The following is a 26,128-nucleotide window of genomic DNA, read 5'->3' on the forward strand; positions in this document are numbered from 1 at the left end:
ACGATAAGGGATTGAAATATGCGCGAAGCGTTATTTGTAAAGCAGAATGCGGCGAAGTGGGAGCATTTTGAAAATCTGCAGTCGACTTCACCGGATGAACTGGCGGACCGTTTTATTTCAATTACGGATGACCTTGCATATGCCAAAACTTTCTATCCCAAATCGCGCACAACGGCTTATCTCAATGGGCTTGCTGCCAAATTGCATCAGTCAATCTATCGGAATAAACGGGAAAAAGGCGGACGGTTTCTTTCCTTTTGGAAATATGAGCTGCCGTTACTTTTCAAACATCATGAAAAGCAGCTGCTGTATGCGTTTCTGTTCTTCCTGACTTTCTGCCTGATGGGGGCATTGTCTGCCCGTTACGACGATACCTTCGTGCGGCTCATCTTGGGCGACCAATACGTAAACATGACCAATGAGAATATTAAAAACGGAGATCCCTTCGGGGTTTACAAACAAGCGGATTCGTTTGAGATGTTTTTTTTCATCGCCATCAATAATATCTGGGTATCGTTTCTTGCCTTTGCCATGGGAATCATCTTTTCGGTAGGTACACTTTACGTATTGATCCGCAACGGCATCATGCTGGGATCGTTTCAATATTATTTCTTCAGCAAGGGGCTGGGCTGGGATTCGGTATTGGTCATCTGGATCCATGGCACGCTGGAGATTTCAGCCATTGTCATAGCGGGCGCCGCGGGTCTTGTCATGGGCAACAGTTTCTTGTTTCCAAAGACGTACAAACGGATGGTTGCTTTCAAGCAGGGGGCCAAGGACGGATTGAAAATGATCATCGGTTTGATCCCTGTTTTTCTTACGGCGGCTTTCCTCGAAGGCTTTGTAACCCGTCATACCGACATGCCCTTGTGGCTGAGCTGCTCCATATTGGCGAGTTCGCTTGCTTTTATCGTTTGGTATGTGGTCATCTATCCGAACCGCTTACATCAATCCTCCCAACTAACTAATTTGCACCATGGAACCGAAAGTCGAATTTAGCCGTACCCGTGATTTTGGCGAAATCATTAACGACAGCATCAATTTTATCAAGCAAAATTTCAAAGCACTGTTCACACCGCTGCTTTACATCAACCTTATTTTTATCCTGGCCTCCATAGCTACCGGAATTCTTATCCAGATTAAGACCATCGAACTCCTGGGTGCTGAAAGAGCGGGTACGCTGGGGGTGTTTAGCAATGCCACATTTGTTCCCGGATTTGGGATTAATTACGCGTTGTATTTCCTTTTTTATTTCCTTTCTTATACGGTCGTACAGCTGGTCACCTTGTGTTTCATTGATCTATACAAGAAAAATGGCAATACCGTTCCGACAAAAGAAGAAGTTTGGCAGGCCTGCAAAGCGCATTTTTGGCGATTTACCCTCGCATCGCTCCTCCTGTTCATCATCGTCATGATTGCCACCCTATTTTGTGTCCTTCCGGGCGTTTATTTGTTTCCCATTGCCAGTCTGGTATATGTGATTGTTATCATGGACGATGCGTCTTTTGATCAGGCATTTACCCGGGCGTTTACCTTAATAAAAGACCATTGGTGGAAAACGTTCGGAGCCCTTTTTATCGTTTGGTTAATTGCCTACTTCAGCGTCGGATTAGTTGCCCTGCCGGGCACGTTGATGACAATGAGCAGTTTTTTGTTCGGCGAGTCCTCTTCTTTGTCGCTCACCGGAGCCATACTGAACGTAGTGATTCAATCCTTCGGAATGCTGGTCTATTCCCTTCCTACGATTACAATGGCTCTTTCCTATTTCAGCCTCAGTGAAGAAAAAGAAGGCACCGGACTGATGGAACGCATTCAAAATCTGGGCACCAACACCGAAACGGGCAGGGATCTGCCGGATGAAGAATACTAAACCATGCGGAAGGTCCGACATATCCTTGGGTTGCTCTGCTGCTTTTGCTGGCTGAGCGGACCTGTCTATGCCGACACGTCTTCAGTGCATCTCCGGCAGTTTGATCGGGCTTCACTTGACAGCTATAAAGAGCGCGCAGAATTTCAGTATAGTGAACAGCCTGTCAGCTTATCGTGGTGGCAACGCATTAAACAATGGATAAGTTATAAAATCGCGGAACTGATGAGTCGGGAAGGTTCCCAGACATTGCTAAAAAATATGCTCATCGTAGCTGGCATCGTGGCATTGCTATACATGGTCATGCGACTACTGGGAATGGATGCAGCAAGTATTTTTTCGCGGAAGCCAAAAACGACCGACCTGGGTTTAACGGAACGTACCGAAAACATCCATGAAATTGATTTTGCTGCTGAACTCGAGAAAGCCGTCCAGTCGGGCAACTACCGATTAGCCGTACGGTTGTTATACCTGGATTGCTTGAAAAAACTCAGCGATTCGGGCCTCATCCATTGGCAGCCAGCTAAGACGAATGCCACCTATGTGCGTGAACTGGGCGACGCCCCCGTTCAAGCAGAATTTAAACAACTCACCCGGCAATTCGAATACATCTGGTATGGCGATTTCGGCGTCAACCACCAACAGTTCATGCAATTGCATGCCGCATTCCAACGGTTTGATAAGGAGCTGACATGAAAGATCTGAAAGTCTATATCATCGTCGCCTTGCTGGCACTGGGTGCTTTCCTGTATCTACAGTACCGAAAGCCGGCTCCCGTGAACTGGACGCAGACCTATGCCAGAACGGATAAGATCCCGTATGGAACACACATTCTGTATCATGAATTTTCAACACTTTTTGACGGGGTAGCGATCCGTCCGTACCGGAAACGCATGTACAATACCCTCGAAGAACTGGGTAGCGAGGCGGACGCTTACGTTGCCATCGCTCCGGAACTGGACATCGATGAGACGGATTACCAGAAATTGCTGGCCTATGTCAAAAGCGGAAACGACCTGTTTATTGCCGCCCATACATTCGGCTCCCTTTTGGGCGACAGCTTGAAGCTGAGAATCCAGGGACACCTTTCGTGGGGAGACAGCGTTAGCACAGCGAACTTTGCAAATCCCAAACTTCATTCCGAGACGGGTTACCGGTTTGACAAACGCATCACGGGCGGCCATTTTTCCGGATTTGACACGTCGCGAACTACCGTATTGGCAACTAACGGCAATGGCGAAGCTATCTTTCTCCGGTACCCGATCGGCGACGGCCGCCTATATGCGATGGCTTCGCCAGACTATTTCACCAACTATGCGCTCTTATCGCCGGATGGCGCCGCCTTTGCAAGCAAAGCACTGTCCTACCTGAACCCGCAGCAAGAGGTGATCTGGGACGATTTTCAGGCAATGGGAGACCGGATACAACAATCCCCCATGCACGTATTCCTCACGGATGAGCACTTGCGCCCGGCTTACCTGATTGCCTTGTTCAGCCTCGTCGCATTTGTGGGCTATGGGATCAAGCGCCGCCAACGGGCGATTCCGGTTCTGGAGCCGCTCAAAAACACGAGCATCGAATTTGCGCAGGTAGTTAGCTCGGTATATTTCCAACGGCGCGATAACCGCGACATACTTGCCAAGCAATATCGTTACTTCCTGGAACATGTACGCACAGCGTATCGGTTAAACACCCAGGAAGTTGACGAAAACTTCATGCAGTACCTGAGCCAGCGATCGGGTGTAGACGTGTCCGTTTTGTTAGACATCCTCGGGGGCATGAACGATCTGCAGCGCGGCGGGGCCATCGACGACCGGGCATTGGTATCGTACCACCGACATCTTGAACTTTTTTATCAACAGACTTTATGGAAGAACAACACTTCGAACAACGCATTGACCTGACTGGCCTAACGGGAGCCATTCAACAGATAAAGGACCTTTTGGCTACCGTTATTGTCGGACAACGGCAGATGGTTGACCTGCTTATTGCCGGCATTCTAGCCGACGGGCACATTCTGATAGAGGGCGTACCGGGCGTTGCGAAAACACTCACTGCAAAACTCATTGCACAGTGCATTGACGCGAAGTTTTCCCGCATTCAATTTACGCCTGATCTCATGCCTTCGGACGTTCTCGGCACCTCCGTTTTCAATCCGAAAGAAAATGAGTTCAGCTTTAAGCCCGGCCCTATTTTCGGTCACGTTATCCTGGTCGATGAGATCAACCGCGCACCTGCAAAAACCCAAGCGGCCTTGTTTGAGGTCATGGAGGAACGGCAGGTTACCCTTGACGGTCACACGTATCTTATGGATGAACCGTTTGTGGTACTGGCTACACAGAATCCCATTGAGCAGGAGGGCACGTACCGGTTGCCGGAAGCCCAACTGGACCGCTTCTTAGTTAAAATAGAAGTCGGATACCCCACGTTGGAGGAAGAAACACAGATATTGGCCAATCATCATACGCAAAAACTGGATGAACGAGTTGCTTCCATTAAACCCATACTTAGTACTGCAGATATCCGTGCGCACCGCAAAACGGTGAAGAGCTTGCATATCGAAGATAACTTACTGGAATTTATCGCCCGCATCGTACACGAAACGCGTAACCACAAATCCATTTATCTGGGGGCCTCACCTCGTGCCTCGCTGGCCATAGCCAACACGGCCAAGGCAATCGCGGTAATGGACGACCGTGATTTCATCACGCCGGACGACGTGATCCGTGTAGCTCCCGCAGTATTGCGCCATCGGCTCATCCTCACGCCCGAGCGGGAAATGGAGGGGCTTACTACGGACGATATCGTATCCCAGATTATCAAAGAAATAGCGGTACCACGATGAGGATTGCCGCGTTATAAACGTTGTATGCATCGGCATTGAAAACAGCATTTTGTTTTGGAAAGAAATTAAGTTAATTATGCCCCTACTATATTCATTTTCTGCAGCTTTTGCTGCGTTTACAATTGCCGTTTCGGCCTATGCCCAACCAAAATGGCCGCACGGTGATCTGCAGGTTACGCCCGACGGCCATTACCTGCAATATGCGGATGGGACCCCGTTTTTCTGGCTGGGCGATACGGCCTGGGAACTGTTTCACCGGTTGACGAAAGAAGAGATCATACAATATCTCGACAACCGGAAAGCCAAAGGATTCAACGTCATCCAGGCGGTGGTGTTGGCTGAGATGGACGGTTTACGCCGGCCGAATCGTTACGGGGATGTTCCACTGATCGACCAAGACCCGGAGAAACCGAATGAATCGTATTTTCAACTAGTGGACGAAGTGATCAACGCGGCATATGATAGGCAACTGTTCATCGGATTGCTACCGACATGGGGCGACAAGGTAACCCGCATGTGGGGTGTGGGGCCGGAGATTTTTACCGTCGAAAACGCCTACCGTTATGGCCGTTGGCTCGGCGACCGTTACAAAGACCGAAAAAATATCATTTGGATTTTAGGGGGGGATCGGCCGGCCATCCATGACGCCGTAGACACCCGCCCAATATGGCGGGCCATGGCCAAAGGTATACAGGAAGCTACCGAAGGAAAAGCGCTTCTTTCCTATCACATTTCGGGCGGGGCACATTCGACCTCGCAGCAGATCCATAAGGAACCCTGGCTGCATGTGAACATGATGCAGTCAGGGCATGGGTCGGGACACGATGTCCCGGTATGGGAATGGATAACACGGGACCGAGCCTTAGCTCCAACCAAGCCTACCCTGGATTCGGAGCCTAATTATGAAGATCATCCGGTAAATCCCTGGCCAACGTGGGACCCCAAGAGTGGATATTTCAACGACTACGATGTTCGCAAACAAACCTATCGTTCGGTTTTTGCCGGAGCCTGCGGCGTAACGTATGGCCACCATAGTATTTGGCAGTTCTGGAGCGAACGGGAAGAAAAGATTAACCACGCTGACCGCTACTGGACAGAAGCGCTCGATCGGCCGGGGGCTTTCCAGGTAGGTTACCTCCGTCAGCTCATCGAGTCGCGCCCGTTTATTGACCGCATTCCCGACCAAACCATCGTGGCTGGTGGACAGGGCGAAAAAGAACGGCATATACGCGCATTCAGGGATCGCAAGAAAAGCTACCTAATGGTTTATATCCCTCAAGGGCAGCCGGTAACGATTAATACTTCAATACTCAAAGCCGGCACTTTACGAGGCTGGTGGTTCAATCCAGCCACTACGGAAACCTTGGATCTGGGCAGGGTAAGTCGCACCCAAACGCTACAACTGACTACACCTACACAGGGCTTCGGCCACGATTGGGTACTGGTAGTCGATGCAGCCGCCAGATATGCGATCCCGGATTTCAAGCGGTGAATAAGCAGTGATCAAGCGGATCGAGCTAGTTGGCTGCTGCTAGCACATTCGTTTTGCCAATTTGCCCAGAAGCTTCAACGCTTGATCTACTCGTTCATTCCACAGCAATCCGTAACTGAGCCGGACACAATGGTTATACTGGTCCTGAAGCGTGAACATTCTGCCAGGGGCGATGCTTATTTTGAATTTCAGTGCCGTTTCGTAGAGCTTTACCGTATCGACTTGTTTAGGCAGCTCCAGCCAAAGCAAGAATCCGCCTTCCGGCCGGCTCACCTTGGTGTTTTCAGGAAAATACTCACCAATGGCCCGGAGATATTGCAACGAATTGGTATGCAGGGTGTGCCTGAGTTTGCGCAGATGGCTTTCATAGCGGCCGGTTTCTAAAAAGCCCGCAATGGCTTCCTGGGTCAGCGTGGTGGACGAAATCGAATGGTAAAGTTTGGTACGGATGACCTTCTCCTTGAATCTTCCCGGCGCTACCCACCCCACCCTATAGCCTGGGGATAGCGTTTTCGATACCGATCCGCACCAAAGTACGATACCGCTTTCGTCATAGGTTTTGCACGACTTAGGACGATGCTGGCCGAAGTACACATCACCGTAGAGGTCGTCTTCAATCAACGGAACGCCATGTACCTCCATAAGTCGCACTACTTCTTTTTTATGTGCATCGGGCATACAACTTCCTAAGGGATTGCTGAAATTGCTCACAAGCAGGCAAGCTTTTATTTTTTTTGTTTGCAGTGTTTTTTTAAGCGTATCGAGGTCGATTCCTGTTACGGCATGGGTGGGCAGCTCAAGCACCTGCAACCCCAGGCTCCTTGCCAATTGCAGCACGCCGAAATACACCGGGCTTTCTACGACGATTGTATCACCCCGCTCGGTTAGCGCCATCAGGGAATATGTCAGGGCATTCATGCATCCCGCCGTGGTTAATAGATCGCTTTCCCGGAGGTGACCTCCCCAGCTAAATGACCACCGGGCAATCTGCTGCCGAAGCTTGCTGCTCCCCTGGACCTGCTCATACGAAGTGCCTCCCGCCGGTAGCGAACGCATGGCGTTGATAACCGCCTTGTTAAGTTTGGCAACGGGAAGCAGCTCCGCAGCGGGAGCCCCCAACGAAAACGTTAGGTTCGTCTCCCTCCCCAGTTCCGCATATACCCGGGCCACCAACCCATCCGTTCCGCTGGCATCCGGGTGATACACCGGATTGCTGGTTTCCGGCATCGCTGGAAAATGCTTGTGCGAATAGGTGACGTAATACCCCGATTGGGGGCGGGACTCGATCAATCCTTTGCTCTCCAAATCATAATATGCCTGCAATGCCGTGCTCATGCTCACGCCATGTTCCCTGCAGATCATGCGGATGGATGGCAATTTATCACCAACTCTCAGTACGTCATGCTTAATCTGGTGTTCGATGTTATGGGCAATACGTTGGTAGAGTAAACCGTTTTTAGACATATATGTTGATCAAAACTGCTACGGTCAAAATTAATTAAATTGTATCTGTATAGGTAACCTCATTTTATGCATTTTTGTAAAAGCCGAATGCTGGTGAGGTACCTTGGACGCGCGGGATTGGCAGAACAGTTGATTCCCGCTTCGGCATGGAGCGACATAACGGTTTGACATGAAAAAAAACATCCTCATTACCGGAGCGAGCCGTGGTATCGGGGCAGCCACTGCGCTTCTCGCAGCCAAGGAAGGTTATGCGGTAGCCGTAAATTATCACTCAAACGAGACTGCCGCCAAAGCGATCGTTTCCCGAATCGAGGAAGCGGGCGGTGCGGCAGTTGCCATACAAGCCGATATTTCCCAACCCGTCGAGGTCGCCCGGCTGTTTTCGGAAACGGACCGTCTGCTTGGGCGGCTCGACGCGCTGGTAAACAACGCCGGGATTCTCGAAAAGCAGATGCGCCTGGTTGATATGGATGCTGGGCGACTTAAACGGATTTTCGGGGCAAATGTTATCGGACAGTTTCTGTGTGCACAGGAAGCGGTTAAACGTATGTCAACAAGGCTCGGAGGAAACGGTGGCTGCATTGTTAACGTCTCGTCACTCGCGGCCCGTACCGGCGCGCCTAATGAGTACTTGGATTACGCCGCGTCAAAGGGCGCCTTGGATACGTTTACCCTCGGATTGTCCAAGGAAGTAGCTAACGAGGGAATTCGCGTGAATGCCGTAAGGCCAGCCTTTATCTACACGGATATTCACGCAGCCGGTGGCGAGCCTAACCGCATTGAACGACTCAAAGACAGCATTCCCATGCAACGGGGTGGCTCGGCAGAAGAGGTGGCGGAGGCCATCCTGTGGCTCGTATCTGAAAAATCTTCGTATGTTACCGGTACATTCATTGAATTAAGCGGAGGAAAATGAACACTTTTTTTGAAGACCTATTTGCTTATAACCATCACTGCAATCAACAGTTAGCGGCTTTAATGAGCGCAAATCCGGAAAAAATCGACGAAAAATCCATGGCGTTGTTCAGCCACATACTGAATGCCCATCAGATCTGGAATAATCGCATTTTGGGCCAACCGACCGGCTGTGGGGTATGGGACAGCCGGCCAAGTAACACATTCCTGGCCTCAGACCGACACAATTACGACCAAACGATCGCGCTACTAGGCCGGTCCGGGCTAACTGACGAAATCGCATATACCACCAGTAATGGCCAGCCCTTTACGAATACGGTTGGTAACATCCTCTTTCACGTCATCAATCATTCCACCTATCACCGTGGACAACTGGCATTGCTGTTCAGGCAAAATGGGATGGAGCCGTTGGCTACGGATTATATTTTTTATAAGCGGGCAATTCCCCAGCGATAGGTCAAAACTCGCTTATTTCTTCAACCGTTCTTTGAATACGCTTTTGAACTTATCCAATTTAGGGACAATCACGTATTGGCAATATGCCTGCTCGGGATTGAGGTTGAAATAGTTCTGGTGGTAATCTTCTGCAACGAAAAATTCGGTATAAGGCTCTAAAGTGGTTACGATGGGGCGGTTGTAAACCTTCTCTTCCGTCAGGCGCCGAATGTAATACGTTGCCTTTTCCTTATCCTGCGCGTCGTGATAGAAAATAGCTGATCGGTACTGAGGGCCGATATCATTTCCCTGCCGGTTAAGCTGCGTCGGATCGTGTGCTACAAAGAACGCTTCCAGCAATTCGTCATAGGTGATCACATCCGGTCGATAAATCACATGAATAGCCTCGGCATGGCCAGTCTTTCCCGTAGTTACCTGCTTGTAAGTCGGATTCCGTATATCACCACCGGTGTAGCCGGATATGACCGTATCAACGCCTTCCAATTGCTGAAACTGAACCTCGGTGCACCAAAAACATCCGCCGGCAAATGTCGCGGTATCTACCCCTCCCTGTGTGCTTGCATGATCAGGCAAGTTTTGAGGCTGGGGAACATTTGATCCAGCCAATCGCTGACATGAAGCAGATAATAGCACGCACCCGAGAAATATTGTCATTTTTACCATATCATCGCGCTTTCCAGACAAATTTACAAGGTCTGCACTCGTCTTTAGTAAACTATCTCAAAAATACACCATATTAGGTATTCGCTTCGCCTATAGGGTATCGGCCATCCAAGCTTAATACAATCTTTCCAAACTGAGACGAATCGTCCATATTCCGAATTGCCGCTTCGGCATTCCCTAACGGATACACACTGTCCACAACGGGCTTTATGTGATGATCGGTAACGAACGCAAGCATGTGGGCAAAGTCGCGGGGAGATCCCATTGTGCTTCCGAGCAGGGAAAGTTGTTTCCAGAATATTTTGCGTGCGTTAAGTGGGGGGATATTTCCGGCGGTCCCCCCAAAAAACACGATTCGGCCGCCGGGGTTCATCAAGTCGAGATGGTGCACGAACGCTTCTCCCAATGAACTGTCTATGATCACATCGAATCCGCCCGCCTCTTCCCTCAATTGCTGCGCCCAATTGTCGTCGGTATATAATATTCCGCCCGCCGCGCCCAAAGCAATAGCCTGCTCAATTTTTGCCGAACTCCCGGAGGTAACGTATGCTTCAGCCCCCACATGTATGGCAAACTGCAAAGCGAAGGAAGCTACACCACCGCCAATACCGACGACCAGCACTTTTTCGCCGGCAACCAACCCGGCCCGGCTGAAAAGCGCACGGTATGCAGTGAGTCCCCCAAGGGGTAACGCCGCTGCTTCCTCAAAGGACAAATGCTGCGGTTTCTCGTGTAAATTTTCTACGGGCACACGCACGTACTCCGCAAAAGTTCCATCTTGCGGCAGCCCCAAAATGGACGAAGCCTTCTGTTGAAAAGCTTCATGGGTTCCCCATGCGATTGATGGGTTGATGATCACTTCTTTGCCAATCCAATGCTGATCGGCATCACTACCTACCGCTTCAACGATGCCGGCGCCATCCGACCCCAGAATGATCGGAAATTTCAGGCCCGCATATTGGCCTTGCTGTATCCACCAATCGCGCCGATTAAATGCGGCAGCCTTGACACGCACCAACGCCTCGGAATCACTTAATTGCGGCAAAGGCACGTCTTTCAACACCAAGGGTTCTTTGACTCCGCTTAGAATAATTGCTTTCATTTTCCAGAAAGGCCGTTTAGTTATCAAATCTCGCTCCTCAACTTACCGTCCTTCGGATTTCGGGCGCTATACAGCCAAAAAAAGCGGCTCATACAAGCATGTAAGGCCGCTTTTTTAGTTTACTTCTTACTTTTTACTTCTTTGCCTCCGCGTAGCGCTGACCTACCGCATTCCAATCAATTACATTAAAAATCGCTTCCAGATAGCCCGGACGTTTGTTTTGATACTTTAAATAATAAGCATGCTCCCACACGTCGATACCAAGAATGGGCGTGCCCTTTACCTCTGCGATATCAAACAGCGGGTTATCCTGGTTGGGGGTAGATGTCACTTGCAATTTACCCGAGCCATCTACAACCAGCCATGCCCATCCGGAACCAAAGCGGGTAGCTCCGGCTTCCTGCAATTTCTTTTTTAATTCATCAAACGAGCCGAATGTTTCGTCAATGGCCGAAGCAAGGTCGCCAGACGGTGTGCCTCCACCGTTTGAAGAAAGAATCGTCCAGAATAACGAGTGGTTGTAATGCCCTCCGCCATTGTTACGTACCGCCGCCGGGTATTTTGAAATGTTTTTGCAAATTTCCTCGATGGTCAAATTTTCCGCATCTGTACCGGCAATGGCCTTGTTAAGATTATCCACATAAGCCTGGTGATGCTTACCGTGGTGGATTTCCATGGTCTCTTTGTCAATATGGGGTTCTAATGCATCTGAGGCGTAAGGTAACGCCGGTAGTTCAAAAGCCATAATACGTATTATTTTAAATTAAAAATTAGTTATTAGTGTTGGACAAACTTAGCTAAAGTTGCCCACAAAAGCAACTCCATTGCCGGGCATGCCTGCCGTTAAAAACGGTCCTGCCAGCATAACTAACGATTATTGACGTGATTTTGTTTGTGAAATTAATTTTTAACGATTATTTAATCCGTTTATTACGGAAAAATGACGTGATGAGTCCCGCACACTCGGATTCCAATACGCCGCTCATTACAGTTGTTTTGGGATGCAGCACATGCGTGCTGCCCAGGTTGGAAAAACCACGCTTTTCATCACGTGCTCCGAATACAATGCGGGTGATTTGCGTCCAATATGCCGCCCCTGCGCACATCAAACACGGCTCGATGGTCACATATAGGGTACAGTGGTGTAAATATTTTCCACCGATATAATTGGCTGCCGCGGTAAATGCCTGCATTTCTGCATGCGCTGTCACGTCATTCAGCCGTTCGGTCAGGTTATGGCCACGCCCGATAATCCGGCCATTGGATACGATGACTGCACCGATCGGCACCTCCCCCTGCTCCAGCGCTCTATGGGCTTCCTTCAACGCCTCCTTCATGTATACTTCGTCGGAAACCGTATCGCCGGTCTCTTCAAAGTTGATATATTTCATAAACAATTTTATTAGGGCTTATGGAACCTGCCTTTAGATTAGTTTGGCTCCGTTCGGTACCGGACGTTCCACCGAGCTCAATACAATATCACCGTTTTCATCGGCAAAACCTGTAATCAAGCACTCGGACATAAAGTTTGCGATCTGCTTTTTCGGAAAATTCACCACACCGATCACTTGCTTTCCCATCAGGTCATCCTTCTGGTAATGCCGGGTGATCTGTGCGCTGCTTTGAAGAACCCCGATATCTTCTCCGAAATCGACCTGAAGTTTATAGGCTGGTTTCTTGGCCTTTGGAAAATCGGAAACGCTTATGATCGTGCCGACGCGCAGTTCCACTTTTTCAAAGTCCTGCCATGAAATTTCCTGCATGGGATCTGTTCCTTAAAGTCGATTTCCTTCCAAATCGGCCAACCCCTTTTTCAGCGTAAATAGTACGTAATCGCGGGTACGCTTTACGCGGTTGGCTAAGCGGCCGACCAATTCGTCTTCTTTGCCCGGTTCGAACGCTAGGTCTTCGTCAGATAAATGATTGTATTTCCGTCTGAATTTCGTTTTTACGATTTCCCATTCCTCGGGAGTGATGCGAATTGCTGCCATATTTCTGATTTGCCTACAAACTTACTCAACTTGTCATTTATATCCAAGCTGTATCTCGGTCACGTTCGTACCGCTTCTTTGAGTGGATTCCGGATTTTCGGCTTGAATTTTGCGGTTCATCCCGAGAACAGTTTATAAAACCGTATTTTACTTAAAAATTAAACGAATTATTGCTATGAAAAAGTACTTTATGATCGCTTTCCTGGTGACGTCGACGATTTTGGGAGCAAATGCCCAATTATTGCCGAGTTTGCAATTCGGCGTAAAAGCTGGGTTAAACTTCTCCAGTTTAAAATCGGAAGAAGGAGGTTGGCTGGACGCCAGTACACGAACCGGTTATCAAGCCGGTGTTTGGGCCCGGATCGGCGGTGCGGGGGTTCATTTTCAACCCGAGCTTTACTTGACAGGGAAAAGTTCTGAAGCAAAATTGGTAGAAGAAAACGAGGAAGGAAAAGTATCGTTTACGTCGCTGGATTTACCGCTGTTGTTGGGTACGCGCATCGGCCTTGGCCCAGCGGGGTTGCGCATCGTTGCCGGACCGGTTGTATCGTTTGTTGTAGATAAGAACATCGGAGAGTCTTTGCGTCAGGTGACCGAATTTAGCGAATACAAAAACCAGGCATGGGCAGTGACCGGCGGACTTGGTCTTGATATCAGCAATTTTCGCGTTGATTTGCGGTACGAACATGGACTTAGCGAATTGAGTAAAAATGAGAGTGCTCCCCAAAAGTTGAATCTTTGGACGGTCGGAGTCGGATACCGATTATTTTAGTACGCTCCAGACGGAAATTAGGTGAAGAGCCACGCCACTCCGGCGTGGCTTTTCTTATGCACGCACACAAAACTTAGAACAGTTCTAAATTAACTATTTTGCTTGTTTGTTTTTACCGATATTAAATCAATTGGTAGATTTGCTTACCAAAAGCAAATAATCGAGGAGAATGAGCAAATCACAACATCTGCTTTCTTCATCACTGGGGAAGAAGTTGATAATGAGTTTAACAGGTCTGTTTTTATGTACATTCCTAATCGTCCACCTTATTGGCAACCTACAGTTGTTTTACGATGACCAAGGCAAGTCATTTAATGACTATGCCCATTTCATGACCCACTTCACCCCCATCCGGATCGTCTCTTACCTGTTGTATGCATCCATTGTGATACACGCAATTTATGCGCTGGTTTTGACCATACAAAACCGGAAGGCAAGACCCGTCCGCTATGCTGTGTACCGCGGATCTGAAAACAGTGCCTGGAGTTCACGCAACATGGGAATATTGGGTACCGTACTGTTGGTTTTCATCGTGACGCACATGAGCAATTTCTGGTGGAAATACCACAATGATGGCGTACCTTATGTCGAATACCGTACGGATCTGGCCACCCAGGAAACCACGGTTACCGAATTGATTGGGGATGAATACACAGACTACATTAAGTACATTGACAACGATGTTGAGGTACTTAAGGCAAAAGATTTATACAAGCAGGTTCAATTTACATTTAAAAACTGGCTTCTGGTTGCATTTTATGTAATCGCCATGGCGGCCCTCTCATTTCACCTGATCCATGGTTTTAAAAGCGCTTTTCAAACCCTGGGATTTGACCACAAAAAGTACGCACCGGTCATCCGCTTCCTAGGGATCTGGCTTTTTGGGATCATCATCCCCCTGGCGTTTGCGGCCATGCCATTGTATTTTTATTTTTCCAGCTAAGCGATTCGTGACATGTTAGATTCAAAAGTACCAGCAGGGCCCTTGGCCGAAAAATGGTCGAAACATAAGTTCAATCTGAAACTGGTCAATCCGGCGAACAAACGGAAATATACCATCCTTGTTGTAGGCACCGGATTGGCCGGATCGTCTGCCGCTGCATCCCTGGCAGAGCTCGGCTATAACGTGAAGGCCTTCTGCTATCAGGACAGCCCGAGACGAGCACACTCCATTGCGGCACAAGGGGGAATCAACGCCGCAAAGAACTATCAGAACGATGGAGACAGCGTATATCGGCTGTTTTATGACACCATCAAGGGGGGCGACTACCGCGCACGTGAAGCCAACGTATACCGATTAGCGGAAGTATCCGTGAACATCATCGATCAATGTGTGGCTCAGGGTGTACCATTCGCCCGTGAATACGGGGGATTACTGGATAACCGCTCATTCGGCGGCGCCCAGGTATCACGTACCTTCTATGCCCGCGGACAAACGGGGCAGCAGCTTCTACTTGGTGCCTATTCGGCACTGAACCGCCAGATTAATAAAGGAAAGGTAGAAATGTACAACCGGCATGAAATGCTGGACCTGGTGACCATTGATGGCCATGCACGCGGTATTATTACCCGTAATATGGTAACCGGCGCCATCGAATCCCATGCAGGCCATGCCGTGTTATTATGCACGGGTGGGTATGGCAACGTTTTTTTCCTGTCAACAAACGCCATGGGTTGTAATGTTACCGCCGCATGGCGCGCACATAAACGGGGTGCGTTCTTCGCAAACCCTTGCTATACGCAGATTCACCCTACCTGTATTCCGGTAACGGGCGACCATCAGTCCAAATTGACGTTGATGTCCGAATCACTTCGCAATGACGGACGGGTATGGGTACCTAAAACCGTTGAATTGGCGCAAAAATTACGGAAAGGCGAAATTAAGATCTCGGATATCAAAGAAGAAGACCGCGATTATTACCTGGAACGTAAATATCCTTCTTTCGGAAACTTGGTTCCCCGGGACGTAGCTTCCCGCAATGCGAAGGAAGTGGTGGACGAGGGCCGGGGTGTGGGTGCATCAGGCATTGCCGTTTTCCTGGATTTTGAAGACGCGATCAAGCGTTTGGGTGAAGATACGGTACGGGCTAAATATGGCAACTTGTTTGACATGTACTACCAAATTACCGATGAAAACCCATACAAACAGCCTATGCGGATTTACCCCGCGGTACACTACACCATGGGCGGTCTCTGGGTAGATTACAACCTGATGACTTCGGTTCCGGGCTTATATGCGTTGGGCGAATGCAACTTTTCCGATCACGGCGCAAACCGGCTTGGTGCTTCGGCACTTATGCAAGGGCTTGCCGATGGCTACTTTGTCATTCCCTATACGGTAGGCGACTATTTAGCCGGACTTGGCTTCGATCCCGTCGACAAAAACCATCCGAATTTCGAAAAAACCCGTAAAGAAGTGGAAGAAAATGTACACAAATTGCTTTCGCTAAAGGGAAGCAAAACGGTGGACGACATCCATAAAAAGCTGGGGCACATTATGTGGGAATATTGCGGGATGGCGCGTAACGAAACGGGCTTGACGAAAGCTAAGGGACTTATTCAGGAACTGCGAAGGGAATTCTGGTCTGATGTAACGGTCATAGGCGAAAACGAAGAAATGAATCAGTCGCTGGAAAAAGCCGGCCGTGTAGCGGATTTTATCGAATTGGGAGAACTGATGGTTGACGATGCGCTGAACCGCCGTGAATCCTGTGGCGGGCATTTCCGTGAAGAGAGTCAAACCGAAGAAGGAGAGGCGAAACGTGACGACGAAAACTTCCGATATGTGTCCGCTTGGGAATACATGGGTGAAAATCAGCCAGAGGTACTTCACAAGGAATCGCTGGAATTTGAAAATGTTAAGCTGACACAGCGAAGCTATAAATGATTTTAGATTGTGGATTTTAGATTGTAGGTAAATTCAGGGGAAATCTGCCGTCGTAATCTAAATCCGTAAATAAAGAAGCAATGAGTGGAAACATGAACCTGACGCTCAAAGTGTGGCGTCAAAAAAATGACAAAACAAGGGGTAAATTCATAACCTACCAAGCCAACGGAATTTCGCCGGATATGTCTTTTTTGGAAATGCTGGACGTTGTCAACGAAGGCCTGGTACGGAAAGGGGAAGACCCCATCCACTTTGACCATGATTGCCGCGAGGGCATTTGTGGGATGTGTTCCTTACATATTAATGGACGTCCACACGGTCCGAAACAAGGGACGACTACCTGCCAACTGCACATGCGCAGCTTCCATGATGGGCAGACCATCGTTATTGAGCCTTGGCGAGCGGCCGCTTTTCCCGTAATCAAAGACCTGGCCGTTGATCGTTCGGCTTTTGACCGCATTCAACAAGCCGGCGGATATATCAATGTAAATACCGGTGGGGTACCGGATGCGAATAGCATCCCTATTCCGAAAATTGTAGCAGACGAGGCTTTTGAATCGGCGACATGCATCGCCTGCGGGGCCTGCGTAGCGGCCTGTAAAAATGCGTCGGCCATGTTGTTCGTCTCGGCAAAAATTTCACAATATGCGTTATTGCCTCAAGGACAAACCGAGCGCTACAGCCGCGCACAAGCCATGGTGGCGCAAATGGATGCAGAAGGTTTTGGCAGCTGCACCAACACCGGTGCCTGTGAAGCGGAATGTCCTGTTGGAATTAAACTCACAAATATTGCGCGGATGAACCGCGAATACCTCGGTGCCAAAATCCTGAAGGAAGAGGAAGCACATTGATCCAAATTGGCATTTAGCGGGGGATTTGCTATTTTTACGTGATTAACCCGTCTAAAAGTTGAGTACGGTCGTCAAAATAAGGTTGCTTTTGCTGGTGCTAACGTTGTGTTTCATCGGCACTGCCATTTCCATTAACCTTACATTCAATGATGAAGAAATCCTTCTCCTGGACGCAGGTACAGTCCAACACAATCTGCATAAGAAGGAACAAATCGTTTTCGACTTCCTAAACGATACCAGCCGCTTTAATGCGCTGAAGGCATTGGACACCGATGTCAAACTCACCGAAGATATCCTTGACTATTTCGTTGACCAAAATGATATATTTCCATTCACGTACGTAAACAACGAATTGACCTTCTGGGGAACGGATAAGTTCGTCCCCAAGACCGATGCAGGCATACCCAACGGAGTTGGCATTATACAAACGGACAATGGATGGTACGAATCCATCAAAAAGAGTACGGGTAACTTTACCGTATTGTTCCTCATTCCAATAAAATCAGAGTTCCAAAAAAACAACGATTATCTACAGAACGTATTCTCGAAAAACCTCATCGAGACCAATAACCTTGAAATTGCCGGATACGACGATCAATTGATTCACAATATCCGAAGTGTAACCGGCGAGTATCTGTTTTCGGTCAAACTACGCGATGGGCAGCACGACACCTTCTTCTCGAAACTGGAACTTGCCATGTGGTTGCTGGCGGGCTTTTGCGTTGTGACATTACTCAACATCATTTGCATATGGATCGCCAAACGGGGATGGGTGTGGTATTCGGTTCTACTGCTTGCGGGTGGTCTTGCAGGCATCCGCTACCTGGAGCTTCATTACGGATGGTTAGCTTCTCATTTCTACACCGGAATTTTCGATCCGAGAAATTTCGCTTCCAGCTTTCTATTTCCGCACCTGGGCGGTCTATTACTTAATGTCATTGCCTTCACTTGGTTTACCGGATACCTTTTTACTTTCCGTGACCAGCTAAAAATCCCCGCTTTCGGATACACCAAAACGGGTAGCTTTATTCTTCTTCTGCTATTTGGATTACTCATCTACGTAGTGAGCCTGGGTATAACCGACGTCTTTGCCGGGTTGGTTACCAATTCAGACATCAACTTTGACGTCACCAATATATTGAATCTTACTGTATACAGTTGGATTGGCATTGTGGCCCTGTGCCTTAGCATTATGTCATTGCTTCTGTTGATTGATTTGCTTGTGGCTCTTGCGCACACGCTTGTTCCCGATGCCAAACGGCTCCTTTTTATTGGTGTTTCCTTTATTGTATGCGCTGGCATAATACGCAGTGTCTTCTTTGCCGAGTTTTCCCTCGACCACTTTCCGCTTACATTTATATTGCTTTTTGTGCTGATCGGATTACGAGGCTGGTACTTGAAAAAATGGAAAGGTCAATTTGATTTAGCCATCTTTATATCGACCCTGTTAACGCTTGCTGCGATTACGGCCATTAAACACGACCAATTCCAGCGAAAAAAAAGGGCAGAAGCACAAAAACAAGCCATTTTCAAAATGGAGGCGGTAGATGATGCCAATGCGCTCGCCTTGTTTCACGATCTGGAAAAAGAGATTGTAAAAGATCCCGTCCTGATCGAATATTTTGAGCAGCCGAAGGACGAGAATCGGGATTTGCTGAATGAACACCTGAAAAGAACCTACCTGAGTGGCTATCTTTCAAAATACGAATTTGCGGCCAATGAATATGACACCAATTGGATTCCCATCGGCGAAAGTTCAGTTAGCAAGCTGGAAGCTTACCGCAAAAAGGTAATATCGGGAGCCATTAAGGTGTCTGAAAATTTCTATCGGGGAAACAGCCGGTTCGGCAATTTTGAATACTTCGCGCAGTTGCCGGTTGAGAAAAACGGGAACCTTTTGGGTATTCTCCTTATTGAATTGCAAAACCGGTCGTTCAACCAGCTTGCCGCCTATCCCGACATTCTTATCGATAATCGAATCGATCAGCGCCAAACGGAGTTAGCTACCCAATATGCGTTCGCATTCTATCGGGACGGCACCTTGGTGAGCCAATATGGGGATTACGTCTACCCGCTTTCATCTGAAGCCTATCCGCCCGACTTACGGAAACACATACCTCTTGGTAGCGAAGATGGGTTCGATCACATGATGTATCGACCTAACAACCGGACACTGATTGTCATCAGCCAACCACAGCAAAGCAGCTGGAAGCAGTTGGCGGCACTCTCCTTTATTTTTCTGGTCTTCCTGTTCTTCGCTATACTCGCCTTCATTTCGCGGTGGTTGGTGCTGACGTTAAACAGCAATGACTTTAGTTTGCGAAACCTGCGATGGAGCTTCTTGATTCTTACTAACCGGGTGTTGTACAGTACGCGCATCCAAACCTTTATGGTCGTAGCGGTAGTATTTACGCTGATCGTAACCGGAATCATCACGTTTTTCAGTATAAGCAGCCAGTTTCGAAAACAACAGGAAAATGGCGTATTGAAATACGTGGTAGACATCGCCAGCCGATTGGAATCTAAAATACTGAAGGAAGCAAATATCAACCGGGGGATATCCTCCGATGAGCAATTTAACACCATCGCAGAGTCCGTGGCCTCGGATCTCAACCTGTATGGGATTGACGGACAACTGACGTATTCGACCCAGCCGCGCATCTACGACCTTCGCCTGACCTCCCGGTACGTGAACCCAAAGGCCTGGCTCCACTTAGCCCGACAGCAACGGTCGGAGTTCATTCAGCACGAACAGATCGGCAGCCTGAACTTTATTGCCGCGTACGCCCCTATTCGAAATGACGCGTACGAGCCCGTGGCTTTCCTAAGCTTGCCACACTATAGTTACCAGAAAGAGTTTGAACAAAATGTTGGACTGCTTCTCAATACGTTGGTCAATATTTATGCGCTGGTAATTCTCGTATTGGGATTATTTGCCGTATTCGTGGCCAATAAAATTACCGCTCCCCTCGCACTGGTGCAACGCAGCCTGGCAAAAACCAGTATCGGCAAGCAAAATGAACCGATCTTTTGGAAGCGCCATGATGAAATCGGAAGCTTGATCAAGGAGTACAACCTCATGATTGCTGCATTGGAACAAAGCGCCAACACGATCATGCGATCGGAACGGGAATCAGCATGGCGGGAAATGGCAAAGCAAGTAGCCCATGAAATTAAAAACCCACTTACCCCGTTGAAACTCGGCATCCAACAGCTTGAACGTTCCTGGAAAGAGAAGGATCCACGGTTCGATGAGCGATTTGCGAGATTCAGTGAATCGTTCATTGAACAGATTGATAGCCTTTCTCTGATTGCGTCGGAGTTCTCGGAGTTTGCCAGAATGCCGGATACTCAACTCAAGGAAGTTGACGTCCTTGACATCATGAATAAAGCCGTGGAGGTTTTCAACAACAACATTGGCGTCAAAATACGTATCCATAACCGGTGTGGAGATTCTGAAATTCGAATTCAGGGGGACCGTGATCAGCTACTAAGGACGTTCAATAACTTAATCAAAAATTCCATCGAGGCGACAATTACCAAACGGAAATGCGTGATCGATATCCACGTCAATTACGATCTCGACCACTATGTGTCGATCGCCATCCAAGACAATGGCCATGGCATTAGTGTGGAGGCCCGGGAAAAGCTTTTCCAACCCAATTTCACCACGAAGAGTTCAGGAACCGGCCTCGGATTGGCGTTTGTCAAGCAAGCGGTTGAAGGAATGGGGGGAAGCATCCGCTATGAAACCCATGTTGGAAAGGGCACCACGTTCTTTATTCGAATCCCTTCCGTTCGCGTCAAGCAGCTGTTGGTCTGATTAAGGCAACTAGGGCATTTATCCTACGTGTTTATTCTATTTCAACACGATACTCCCCTGCCCCATCATGGCATTATCTGCGTACAGCAGGATGGTATAGGTACCCTTTTGGAAGGCCCGGGTATCCTTCCAGTCGATGGTGTAGGACGCCCCATCGTTTACAAATTCAATCGCTGTTTTGTAGGTGTACTGAATCGGGTTTCCATTCACCTCAAACAATCCATAATCTGCAGTGCGCAAATTCCCATTTGGGTCAATGACACGGAGATACACGTCGTGAACCCCCTTTTCTGCTAACGGATTATCAGCTATGGTAAAGGTAATTTTTAACCTATCGGCTCTTCTTGCGCGTGTTTCTATACTCTCTTTATCGTCATTACGTTCCCGCACGCCGTTCACGACGATATCAGAGAGTTTCAATGCCGATGCGAGCTTCACTTTATCCGTTAAGTCGGTATTTAGTTCCTCCAGGGCCACAACCCGGTCGGAGGAAGACGAAACTTCCCGTTTTAACTCATCTCTTTCTGACCTAAGGCGGTCGTTTTGATTTCGTAGCTGTTCAACTTCTCCTTCATATTGGGATACTTGCAGCTTCAGCTGATTAATCTCTCGCCGTGCCTCCGCCAATTCCTCCCGGGTAAGGTTATTTTGCTCCAGCTGATGCCGGAGAGATGCGATAACGGTCCGTACACTATCCTGAGCCTCCTTTAGCGTGGCATTAAGTTCCACGTTTACCTTGGTCAATCGATTCATCTCGGCTTCGATACGATCGATTTCAGCCCGCATATTGACTTTCTCGCCCGTCAGCTCATAAACCTGATCGCCGGTATTCTTATACTTCACATAAAAATACACATTGGTAGCAAGCAACGCGACGATCGCTGCCATAAAGAAATAAATCTTGGTTGAATCCTTTCTTATCTCCTCAGGTTTGGACTCGAAACCTGTTTCCTGCATGGTATGTGTTTCTTGCATGGTTTACGTACGCGACCCCTTTCCTTACAACATCCATCGTCATGCAAAAATTGTTCCAACATCCTTCCGACCCCACTTACATCAGAGAATCAACCTATTATTCGAAATAATTCAGTGTTTCGAAGCCACCTGCTTTCAGGTATTCATCTTTGCGCATCAGCTGCAGGTCAGATTGAATCATATCTTGTACCAACGCACTTAGTGTATATTTTGGTCGCCAACCCAATTTTTGCTGAGCCTTGGTAGCATCGCCGATCAGTAAATCCACTTCGGTCGGGCGGTAATAAGCGGGATCTACTTTGACCACCGTCTGTCCCAATTTAATAGCCGAGGGTTTGATAGCCAATTCAATCAGTCGCTGCTCGTCCACATCAATGATCACCCCTTTTTCAAGGTCCCCTTTCCCGCTGAATTCCACATCGATACCCAGCTCAGCAAATCCCATCTTTACAAAATCGCGCACCGTCGTGGTCACACCCGTTGCCACGACATAATCTTCCGCTGTGTCCTGCTGTAACATGAGCCACATGGCTTCTACGTAATCCTTCGCGTGTCCCCAGTCGCGCTGCGCCGAGAGATTGCCCAAATACAATTTATCCTGCAGCCCGAGTGCAATTCGCGCAACGGCCCGTGTGATTTTCCGGGTAACAAACGTTTCCCCCCGGATTGGGCTTTCATGATTAAACAATATGCCATTGCAAGCAAAGAGGTTGTATGCTTCCCGGTAATTAACGGTAATCCAATACGCATACAGTTTGGCCACGGCATACGGACTTCGTGGGTAAAAGGGGGTTCTTTCGTGTTGAGGCACCTCCTGAACAAGGCCGTAAAGCTCAGATGTTGCGGCTTGGTAAAAGCGGCATCTGTCGGCCAATCCCAGTAAGCGGATGGCCTCCAGTATCCGGAGTGCACCCAATCCATCGGCATTTGCCGTATATTCAGGTGTGTCAAAGCTTACTTTTACGTGGCTCTGTGCGGCAAGGTTGTAAATCTCATCCGGTTGGATTTCCTGGATAATCCGGATCAGATTAGTTGCATCGGTAAGGTCTCCATAATGCAACGTGAAATGGCGATTGGGCTCGTGCGGGTCTTGATACAGGTGGTCGATACGATCTGTATTAAACAGCGAGCTCCGCCGTTTCAAGCCGTGTACCCGATATCCTTTTTTTAGTAGGAACTCGGCCAGGTATGCACCGTCCTGCCCGGTTATGCCTGTAATCAACGCGGTCTTTGACATGTTCTATGACTATTTTTCCCTCAAATGATTATTGATCTCGTATTTGTTTTTAGCGGTATCATGAGATCGCTTCGCTAAGTATGTTCTTCAATTGTGTCAGGGAACCCACATTTTCATGGGCAGGTTCATCCGAATAAACGGTTTCGCGCCTTTTTGAGTGGCCGATCAAGCAAGTTTCTTCAACACCGACTTCAACAAATACTGCCCGTAGCCACTTTTTAATAACGGCTGCGCAATGGTTTCCAGTTGCTGGCTGTCAATAAATCCCATGCGGTAGGCAACCTCTTCAATACACCCAATTTTCAACCCTTGGCGTTCTTCGATAACCTGCACAAATTGCCCGGCCTGCATCAAGGAAGTAAAGGTGCCCGTGTCCAGCCAAGCCGTGCCGCGACTAAAAACACCCACTTTGAGCTGCCCCCGTTCCAGATACACCCTATTCACATCCGTGATCTCGTATTCACCGCGAGCCGAAGGTTGTATACCCTTGGCAATTTCAACAACCGAATTGTCGTAAAAGTACAATCCTGGCACTGCATAATTGGATTTGGGAGCCGTCGGCTTTTCCTCGATGGAAACTACCTTACGTTGCGCATCGAATTCGACCACACCGTAACGCTCGGGGTCAGACACCGGATAGGCAAACACGACACCGCCTCCATCGGATAGGTTTGCACTTTGCTGTAATAAGCGCGACAACCCCTCGCCATGGAATATATTATCACCCAGTATCAAAGCCACCGGGTCGTGGCCGACGAACCCCTCTCCGATTACAAATGCCTGAGCCAATCCATTAGGGACTTCCTGCACTGCATAGGAAAACGAACACCCCAGTTGCGAACCATCTCCCAGCAGTTTCTGGAAAGCCGGCAGGTCGTGGGGAGTTGATATGATCAACACTTCGCGAATTCCTGACAACATCAGTGTCGATAGTGGGTAATAAATCATGGGCTTGTCATACACGGGCATCAATTGTTTGCTTACCGCCAGTGTTAACGGGTGTAAACGTGTACCTGAGCCTCCGGCCAAAATAATACCTTTCATTAGAAAATAATTATTGATCTATTGTCTGTTTCAGCGTGCTTCCTTCCGCGACCGGCGTGCATTCAGCTTTCGAAAGTTTCATGACGTTTCATCAAGCGTTGACCAAGCACGTTCGCCGCAATTGCACGTTGGTTGTAACGTGCCAAAAGTATTAATAATATCGGCATGTTGGGGTTTAGTTGATCAAAAACTTCGTGGATGCCTGTGACAAGTTATCGTCCGCGACATCCACAAAGTTTACAGCTTCTTATTATTTAGCGGCTTTCACCGTAAAAGGAACCGAATAAGGCCCCCAGAGCAGGGTGACTGTACCGGCTTTATCTGCCCGGATAGTAAACTGCTCGACAGACTGCGCATTTTCACTGGCTGTCGCAACCACTCGAAGTGCATCTTGGGCCTCGTCGTACTGAGTCCCCCATTGATCCCACACTTTGTTAAAAATGATGGTTGTGTTCTGCTCGTTGGGAATAGAATACAAACTGTATTTCCCCGCCGGAAGCGGTTTCCCTTGAATCAACACATCCTTGTCTATTTCAAACGTGGTGGCTTCGTTTGCTCCGGTCCGCCACACTTTGCCGAACGGCGCGATATCTACGCCGATTTTGCGACCCTTCAACGAAGGCTTACTGTAGTTGATGTCTATGGTGACACCGTCTGTTGTCGTCACGGTTGCGCGATCCGGAGGACTTGCCCGCTTACTTTTGTCCTTCTGCCCGAACGACAGCGCCGAGAGGGCTAATACAAACACGAAAGATAATGCAATTGCTTTCATCGTTTTAATTATTAAGTTTACAATCTATCATTGAAGTCGCTCAAAGTTGAAGACCAGGTAGCCTTTAGCGCCGTCCAAGTCCAACGGCATCCGTAGCACAAGTTGTTCGGCATCTGCATAGGACAGGTCCAGCCGATAGCCGGCAGTTACGTTACTCGGTTTATCCCCCGGATATATTTTTTTAAATTGAAATTGCGGCTGCCCATTACCCTTCCCCGGATTGTAAATAGACCACACGATATTGCGCACAGCGCCCGGAGCACAAAGGGTTCCCTCCGCATCAAATGTAATCGTACCCTTTCCATTATTCGGCAAGTTCCAGACGCTGCCAACAAAACATTCCGCAGGGGCTTCCTCGAAAACCGATTTCACTGAATATGCTGAGGGGAAGTTTTCCTTGTCGACGGACTGCAATACCCATTGCCCTTTTACCCCATTTTTCCATGACGCTGCTGAGGGACCTCCCTCAACGGCCCCTTGCTGTGAAGAACAAGAAGTCGAAAACAGAACCGAAGACAAGAGCGCTGTGAGTAGAAATAATGACCTATTCATAGTTACGAAAAAAATCTGTATGATTGGAATTGTATTTTTGTACTGTAAAGATAACGGTTTCCTTTGTAAAATTGCTATTCAATATGACAATCTCTCCCAAAAACCATACCATCAGTAAATTTGTTGCGAAACTGCTCGTCAGACTTTTCATGCTATTGCTGTTATTTGCGTTTGCTCCTGCGATCCTTGAAAATAAGACCACCCGGCCGTTAAGCTCCACCTTTGTGTATATTCAGAATAAGTGGGCGTTTGTATTCCCTGGCATCCTGTTCCTGAGCTTTCTGACGCTACTTATTCTTACCCTTCGCCATAAATATCAAAAAACCGACTTGAATTGGATGCTATCGTTGAATACCGGCCTGTTGATTGCCTATGTGGTTATGCTGTACGCCAAACTTTTTCCCCTTATCTTCGGTTGAG

The 26,128-nt window shown here is 48.3% G+C and carries 26 protein-coding genes; 14 read left to right on the forward strand and 12 right to left on the reverse strand.

All coding sequences use genetic code 11. The features are described from left to right. The first annotated feature begins 18 nt into the window (after positions 1–18). The 6 genes from ACFQRK_RS17460 (at position 19) to ACFQRK_RS17485 (ending at position 6,204) form a co-directional block, all read left to right on the forward strand. Complete coding sequence (locus tag ACFQRK_RS17460; RefSeq protein WP_379008999.1) at positions 19–999, forward strand: stage II sporulation protein M; 981 nt, start codon at positions 19–21, stop codon at positions 997–999. Then, a complete protein-coding gene (locus ACFQRK_RS17465) occupies positions 977–1,870 on the forward strand; it encodes a hypothetical protein (protein WP_379009001.1) in 894 nt (297 codons plus the stop codon). The genes ACFQRK_RS17460 and ACFQRK_RS17465 overlap by 23 nt, the downstream gene beginning before the upstream one ends. A 3-nt stretch (positions 1,871–1,873) precedes the next feature. Further along, positions 1,874–2,563 (forward strand): DUF4129 domain-containing protein, encoded by a 690-nt coding sequence (locus ACFQRK_RS17470; protein ID WP_379009003.1) that lies wholly within the window; start codon positions 1,874–1,876, stop codon positions 2,561–2,563. Further along, entirely contained in the window at positions 2,560–3,771 is a 1,212-nt protein-coding gene (locus tag ACFQRK_RS17475) for a DUF4350 domain-containing protein (RefSeq protein ID WP_379009005.1), read from the forward strand. Before ACFQRK_RS17470 ends, ACFQRK_RS17475 begins: the two co-directional genes overlap by 4 nt. Further along, entirely contained in the window at positions 3,735–4,712 is a 978-nt protein-coding gene (locus ACFQRK_RS17480; RefSeq protein WP_379009007.1) for an AAA family ATPase, read from the forward strand. The genes ACFQRK_RS17475 and ACFQRK_RS17480 overlap by 37 nt, the downstream gene beginning before the upstream one ends. A gap of 76 nt (positions 4,713–4,788) precedes the next feature. Then, positions 4,789–6,204 (forward strand): glycoside hydrolase family 140 protein, encoded by a 1,416-nt coding sequence (locus ACFQRK_RS17485; protein WP_379009009.1) that lies wholly within the window; start codon positions 4,789–4,791, stop codon positions 6,202–6,204. 39 nt (positions 6,205–6,243) lie between these two features. Here ACFQRK_RS17485 and ACFQRK_RS17490 read toward each other — a convergent pair whose 3' ends face one another. Beyond that, a complete protein-coding gene (locus ACFQRK_RS17490; RefSeq protein ID WP_379009011.1) occupies positions 6,244–7,668 on the reverse strand; it encodes a PLP-dependent aminotransferase family protein in 1,425 nt (474 codons plus the stop codon). 169 nt (positions 7,669–7,837) lie between these two features. Here ACFQRK_RS17490 and ACFQRK_RS17495 point away from each other — a divergent pair, with 169 nt between their 5' ends. Beyond that, the gene (locus tag ACFQRK_RS17495) at positions 7,838–8,584 is read left to right on the forward strand and encodes an SDR family oxidoreductase (RefSeq protein ID WP_379009013.1); all 747 of its coding nucleotides are present in this window, start codon (positions 7,838–7,840) and stop codon (positions 8,582–8,584) included. Further along, the gene (locus tag ACFQRK_RS17500) at positions 8,581–9,039 is read left to right on the forward strand and encodes a DinB family protein (RefSeq protein ID WP_379009016.1); all 459 of its coding nucleotides are present in this window, start codon (positions 8,581–8,583) and stop codon (positions 9,037–9,039) included. The genes ACFQRK_RS17495 and ACFQRK_RS17500 overlap by 4 nt, the downstream gene beginning before the upstream one ends. Before the next feature lie 12 nt (positions 9,040–9,051). Here ACFQRK_RS17500 and msrA read toward each other — a convergent pair whose 3' ends face one another. The 6 genes from msrA to ACFQRK_RS17530 all read right to left on the reverse strand — a co-directional run bounded on the left by msrA (position 9,052) and on the right by ACFQRK_RS17530 (position 12,795). Then, positions 9,052–9,612 carry a peptide-methionine (S)-S-oxide reductase MsrA gene (gene msrA / locus ACFQRK_RS17505; protein WP_379009017.1) on the reverse strand — a complete coding sequence of 187 codons (561 nt, stop codon included), beginning with the start codon at positions 9,610–9,612 and terminating at the stop codon, positions 9,052–9,054. 163 nt (positions 9,613–9,775) lie between these two features. After that, the gene (locus ACFQRK_RS17510) at positions 9,776–10,804 is read right to left on the reverse strand and encodes a zinc-binding dehydrogenase (protein WP_379009018.1); all 1,029 of its coding nucleotides are present in this window, start codon (positions 10,802–10,804) and stop codon (positions 9,776–9,778) included. Positions 10,805–10,937: 133 nt separating this feature from the next. Then, entirely contained in the window at positions 10,938–11,549 is a 612-nt protein-coding gene (locus tag ACFQRK_RS17515; protein ID WP_379009019.1) for a superoxide dismutase, read from the reverse strand. A 169-nt stretch (positions 11,550–11,718) separates the two neighbouring features. Next, the gene (locus ACFQRK_RS17520) at positions 11,719–12,195 is read right to left on the reverse strand and encodes a nucleoside deaminase (protein WP_379009021.1); all 477 of its coding nucleotides are present in this window, start codon (positions 12,193–12,195) and stop codon (positions 11,719–11,721) included. 33 nt (positions 12,196–12,228) lie between these two features. Next, entirely contained in the window at positions 12,229–12,567 is a 339-nt protein-coding gene (locus tag ACFQRK_RS17525) for a tRNA-binding protein (protein ID WP_379009023.1), read from the reverse strand. Between the two features lie 12 nt (positions 12,568–12,579). Further along, complete coding sequence (locus ACFQRK_RS17530) at positions 12,580–12,795, reverse strand: hypothetical protein (RefSeq protein WP_379009026.1); 216 nt, start codon at positions 12,793–12,795, stop codon at positions 12,580–12,582. Positions 12,796–12,970: 175 nt separating this feature from the next. On the opposite strand from ACFQRK_RS17530, the gene ACFQRK_RS17535 reads away from it, so the two are divergent. The 5 genes from ACFQRK_RS17535 (at position 12,971) to ACFQRK_RS17555 (ending at position 21,128) form a co-directional block, all read left to right on the forward strand. Beyond that, positions 12,971–13,567 carry a porin family protein gene (locus tag ACFQRK_RS17535; protein ID WP_379009027.1) on the forward strand — a complete coding sequence of 199 codons (597 nt, stop codon included), beginning with the start codon at positions 12,971–12,973 and terminating at the stop codon, positions 13,565–13,567. A 169-nt stretch (positions 13,568–13,736) separates the two neighbouring features. Then, a complete protein-coding gene (locus ACFQRK_RS17540) occupies positions 13,737–14,510 on the forward strand; it encodes a succinate dehydrogenase cytochrome b subunit (protein WP_379009029.1) in 774 nt (257 codons plus the stop codon). A 12-nt stretch (positions 14,511–14,522) separates the two neighbouring features. Beyond that, positions 14,523–16,454: a fumarate reductase/succinate dehydrogenase flavoprotein subunit gene (locus ACFQRK_RS17545; protein WP_379009031.1), complete on the forward strand. Its 1,932-nt coding sequence runs from the start codon at positions 14,523–14,525 to the stop codon at positions 16,452–16,454. Between the two features lie 80 nt (positions 16,455–16,534). Further along, positions 16,535–17,305, forward strand: coding sequence for a succinate dehydrogenase/fumarate reductase iron-sulfur subunit (locus ACFQRK_RS17550; RefSeq protein ID WP_379009032.1), 771 nt, complete (start codon positions 16,535–16,537; stop codon positions 17,303–17,305). A 58-nt stretch (positions 17,306–17,363) separates the two neighbouring features. After that, entirely contained in the window at positions 17,364–21,128 is a 3,765-nt protein-coding gene (locus ACFQRK_RS17555) for an ATP-binding protein (protein WP_379009034.1), read from the forward strand. 36 nt (positions 21,129–21,164) lie between these two features. Here the strand turns inward: ACFQRK_RS17555 and ACFQRK_RS17560 are convergent, their stop codons facing one another. The 5 genes from ACFQRK_RS17560 to ACFQRK_RS17580 all read right to left on the reverse strand — a co-directional run bounded on the left by ACFQRK_RS17560 (position 21,165) and on the right by ACFQRK_RS17580 (position 25,708). After that, entirely contained in the window at positions 21,165–22,103 is a 939-nt protein-coding gene (locus tag ACFQRK_RS17560) for a hypothetical protein (protein ID WP_379009036.1), read from the reverse strand. A gap of 97 nt (positions 22,104–22,200) precedes the next feature. Further along, positions 22,201–23,340: a GDP-mannose 4,6-dehydratase gene (gmd, locus tag ACFQRK_RS17565; protein ID WP_379009037.1), complete on the reverse strand. Its 1,140-nt coding sequence runs from the start codon at positions 23,338–23,340 to the stop codon at positions 22,201–22,203. Positions 23,341–23,505: 165 nt separating this feature from the next. Then, on the reverse strand, positions 23,506–24,384 hold the full coding sequence (rfbA, locus tag ACFQRK_RS17570; protein WP_379009039.1) for a glucose-1-phosphate thymidylyltransferase RfbA: 879 nt from the start codon (positions 24,382–24,384) through the stop codon (positions 23,506–23,508). A gap of 250 nt (positions 24,385–24,634) precedes the next feature. Then, the gene (locus ACFQRK_RS17575) at positions 24,635–25,156 is read right to left on the reverse strand and encodes a DUF2911 domain-containing protein (RefSeq protein WP_379009041.1); all 522 of its coding nucleotides are present in this window, start codon (positions 25,154–25,156) and stop codon (positions 24,635–24,637) included. A gap of 27 nt (positions 25,157–25,183) precedes the next feature. Further along, positions 25,184–25,708, reverse strand: coding sequence for a hypothetical protein (locus tag ACFQRK_RS17580; protein ID WP_379009044.1), 525 nt, complete (start codon positions 25,706–25,708; stop codon positions 25,184–25,186). 83 nt (positions 25,709–25,791) lie between these two features. Between ACFQRK_RS17580 and ACFQRK_RS17585 the strand changes: the two genes are divergently transcribed. Beyond that, entirely contained in the window at positions 25,792–26,127 is a 336-nt protein-coding gene (locus tag ACFQRK_RS17585; protein ID WP_379009045.1) for a hypothetical protein, read from the forward strand. Position 26,128: the final 1 nt, after the last annotated feature.

Origin of the sequence: Parapedobacter sp. GCM10030251 (assembly GCF_042666505.1) — a bacterium.
GTDB lineage: Bacteria > Bacteroidota > Bacteroidia > Sphingobacteriales > Sphingobacteriaceae > Parapedobacter.

Bases quoted from the DNA above. Each gene is read 5' to 3' on its own strand.
- ACFQRK_RS17530 (WP_379009026.1), bottom strand. From the start codon at position 12,795: ATGGCAGCAATTCGCATCACTCCCGAGGAATGGGAAATCGTAAAAACG.
- ACFQRK_RS17585 (WP_379009045.1), top strand. From the start codon at position 25,792: ATGACAATCTCTCCCAAAAACCATACCATCAGTAAATTTGTTGCGAAA.
- ACFQRK_RS17515 (WP_379009019.1), bottom strand. From the start codon at position 11,549: ATGGCTTTTGAACTACCGGCGTTACCTTACGCCTCAGATGCATTAGAA.
- ACFQRK_RS17475 (WP_379009005.1), top strand. From the start codon at position 2,560: ATGAAAGATCTGAAAGTCTATATCATCGTCGCCTTGCTGGCACTGGGT.
- ACFQRK_RS17495 (WP_379009013.1), top strand. From the start codon at position 7,838: ATGAAAAAAAACATCCTCATTACCGGAGCGAGCCGTGGTATCGGGGCA.
- ACFQRK_RS17540 (WP_379009029.1), top strand. From the start codon at position 13,737: ATGAGCAAATCACAACATCTGCTTTCTTCATCACTGGGGAAGAAGTTG.
- ACFQRK_RS17465 (WP_379009001.1), top strand. From the start codon at position 977: ATGGAACCGAAAGTCGAATTTAGCCGTACCCGTGATTTTGGCGAAATC.
- ACFQRK_RS17550 (WP_379009032.1), top strand. From the start codon at position 16,535: ATGAGTGGAAACATGAACCTGACGCTCAAAGTGTGGCGTCAAAAAAAT.
- gmd (WP_379009037.1), bottom strand. From the start codon at position 23,340: ATGTCAAAGACCGCGTTGATTACAGGCATAACCGGGCAGGACGGTGCA.
- ACFQRK_RS17470 (WP_379009003.1), top strand. From the start codon at position 1,874: ATGCGGAAGGTCCGACATATCCTTGGGTTGCTCTGCTGCTTTTGCTGG.
- ACFQRK_RS17580 (WP_379009044.1), bottom strand. From the start codon at position 25,708: ATGAATAGGTCATTATTTCTACTCACAGCGCTCTTGTCTTCGGTTCTG.
- ACFQRK_RS17525 (WP_379009023.1), bottom strand. From the start codon at position 12,567: ATGCAGGAAATTTCATGGCAGGACTTTGAAAAAGTGGAACTGCGCGTC.
- ACFQRK_RS17520 (WP_379009021.1), bottom strand. From the start codon at position 12,195: ATGAAATATATCAACTTTGAAGAGACCGGCGATACGGTTTCCGACGAA.
- ACFQRK_RS17545 (WP_379009031.1), top strand. From the start codon at position 14,523: ATGTTAGATTCAAAAGTACCAGCAGGGCCCTTGGCCGAAAAATGGTCG.
- rfbA (WP_379009039.1), bottom strand. From the start codon at position 24,384: ATGAAAGGTATTATTTTGGCCGGAGGCTCAGGTACACGTTTACACCCG.
- ACFQRK_RS17480 (WP_379009007.1), top strand. From the start codon at position 3,735: ATGGAAGAACAACACTTCGAACAACGCATTGACCTGACTGGCCTAACG.
- ACFQRK_RS17560 (WP_379009036.1), bottom strand. From the start codon at position 22,103: ATGCAAGAAACACATACCATGCAGGAAACAGGTTTCGAGTCCAAACCT.
- ACFQRK_RS17535 (WP_379009027.1), top strand. From the start codon at position 12,971: ATGAAAAAGTACTTTATGATCGCTTTCCTGGTGACGTCGACGATTTTG.
- ACFQRK_RS17575 (WP_379009041.1), bottom strand. From the start codon at position 25,156: ATGAAAGCAATTGCATTATCTTTCGTGTTTGTATTAGCCCTCTCGGCG.
- ACFQRK_RS17500 (WP_379009016.1), top strand. From the start codon at position 8,581: ATGAACACTTTTTTTGAAGACCTATTTGCTTATAACCATCACTGCAAT.
- ACFQRK_RS17460 (WP_379008999.1), top strand. From the start codon at position 19: ATGCGCGAAGCGTTATTTGTAAAGCAGAATGCGGCGAAGTGGGAGCAT.
- ACFQRK_RS17490 (WP_379009011.1), bottom strand. From the start codon at position 7,668: ATGTCTAAAAACGGTTTACTCTACCAACGTATTGCCCATAACATCGAA.
- ACFQRK_RS17485 (WP_379009009.1), top strand. From the start codon at position 4,789: ATGCCCCTACTATATTCATTTTCTGCAGCTTTTGCTGCGTTTACAATT.
- ACFQRK_RS17510 (WP_379009018.1), bottom strand. From the start codon at position 10,804: ATGAAAGCAATTATTCTAAGCGGAGTCAAAGAACCCTTGGTGTTGAAA.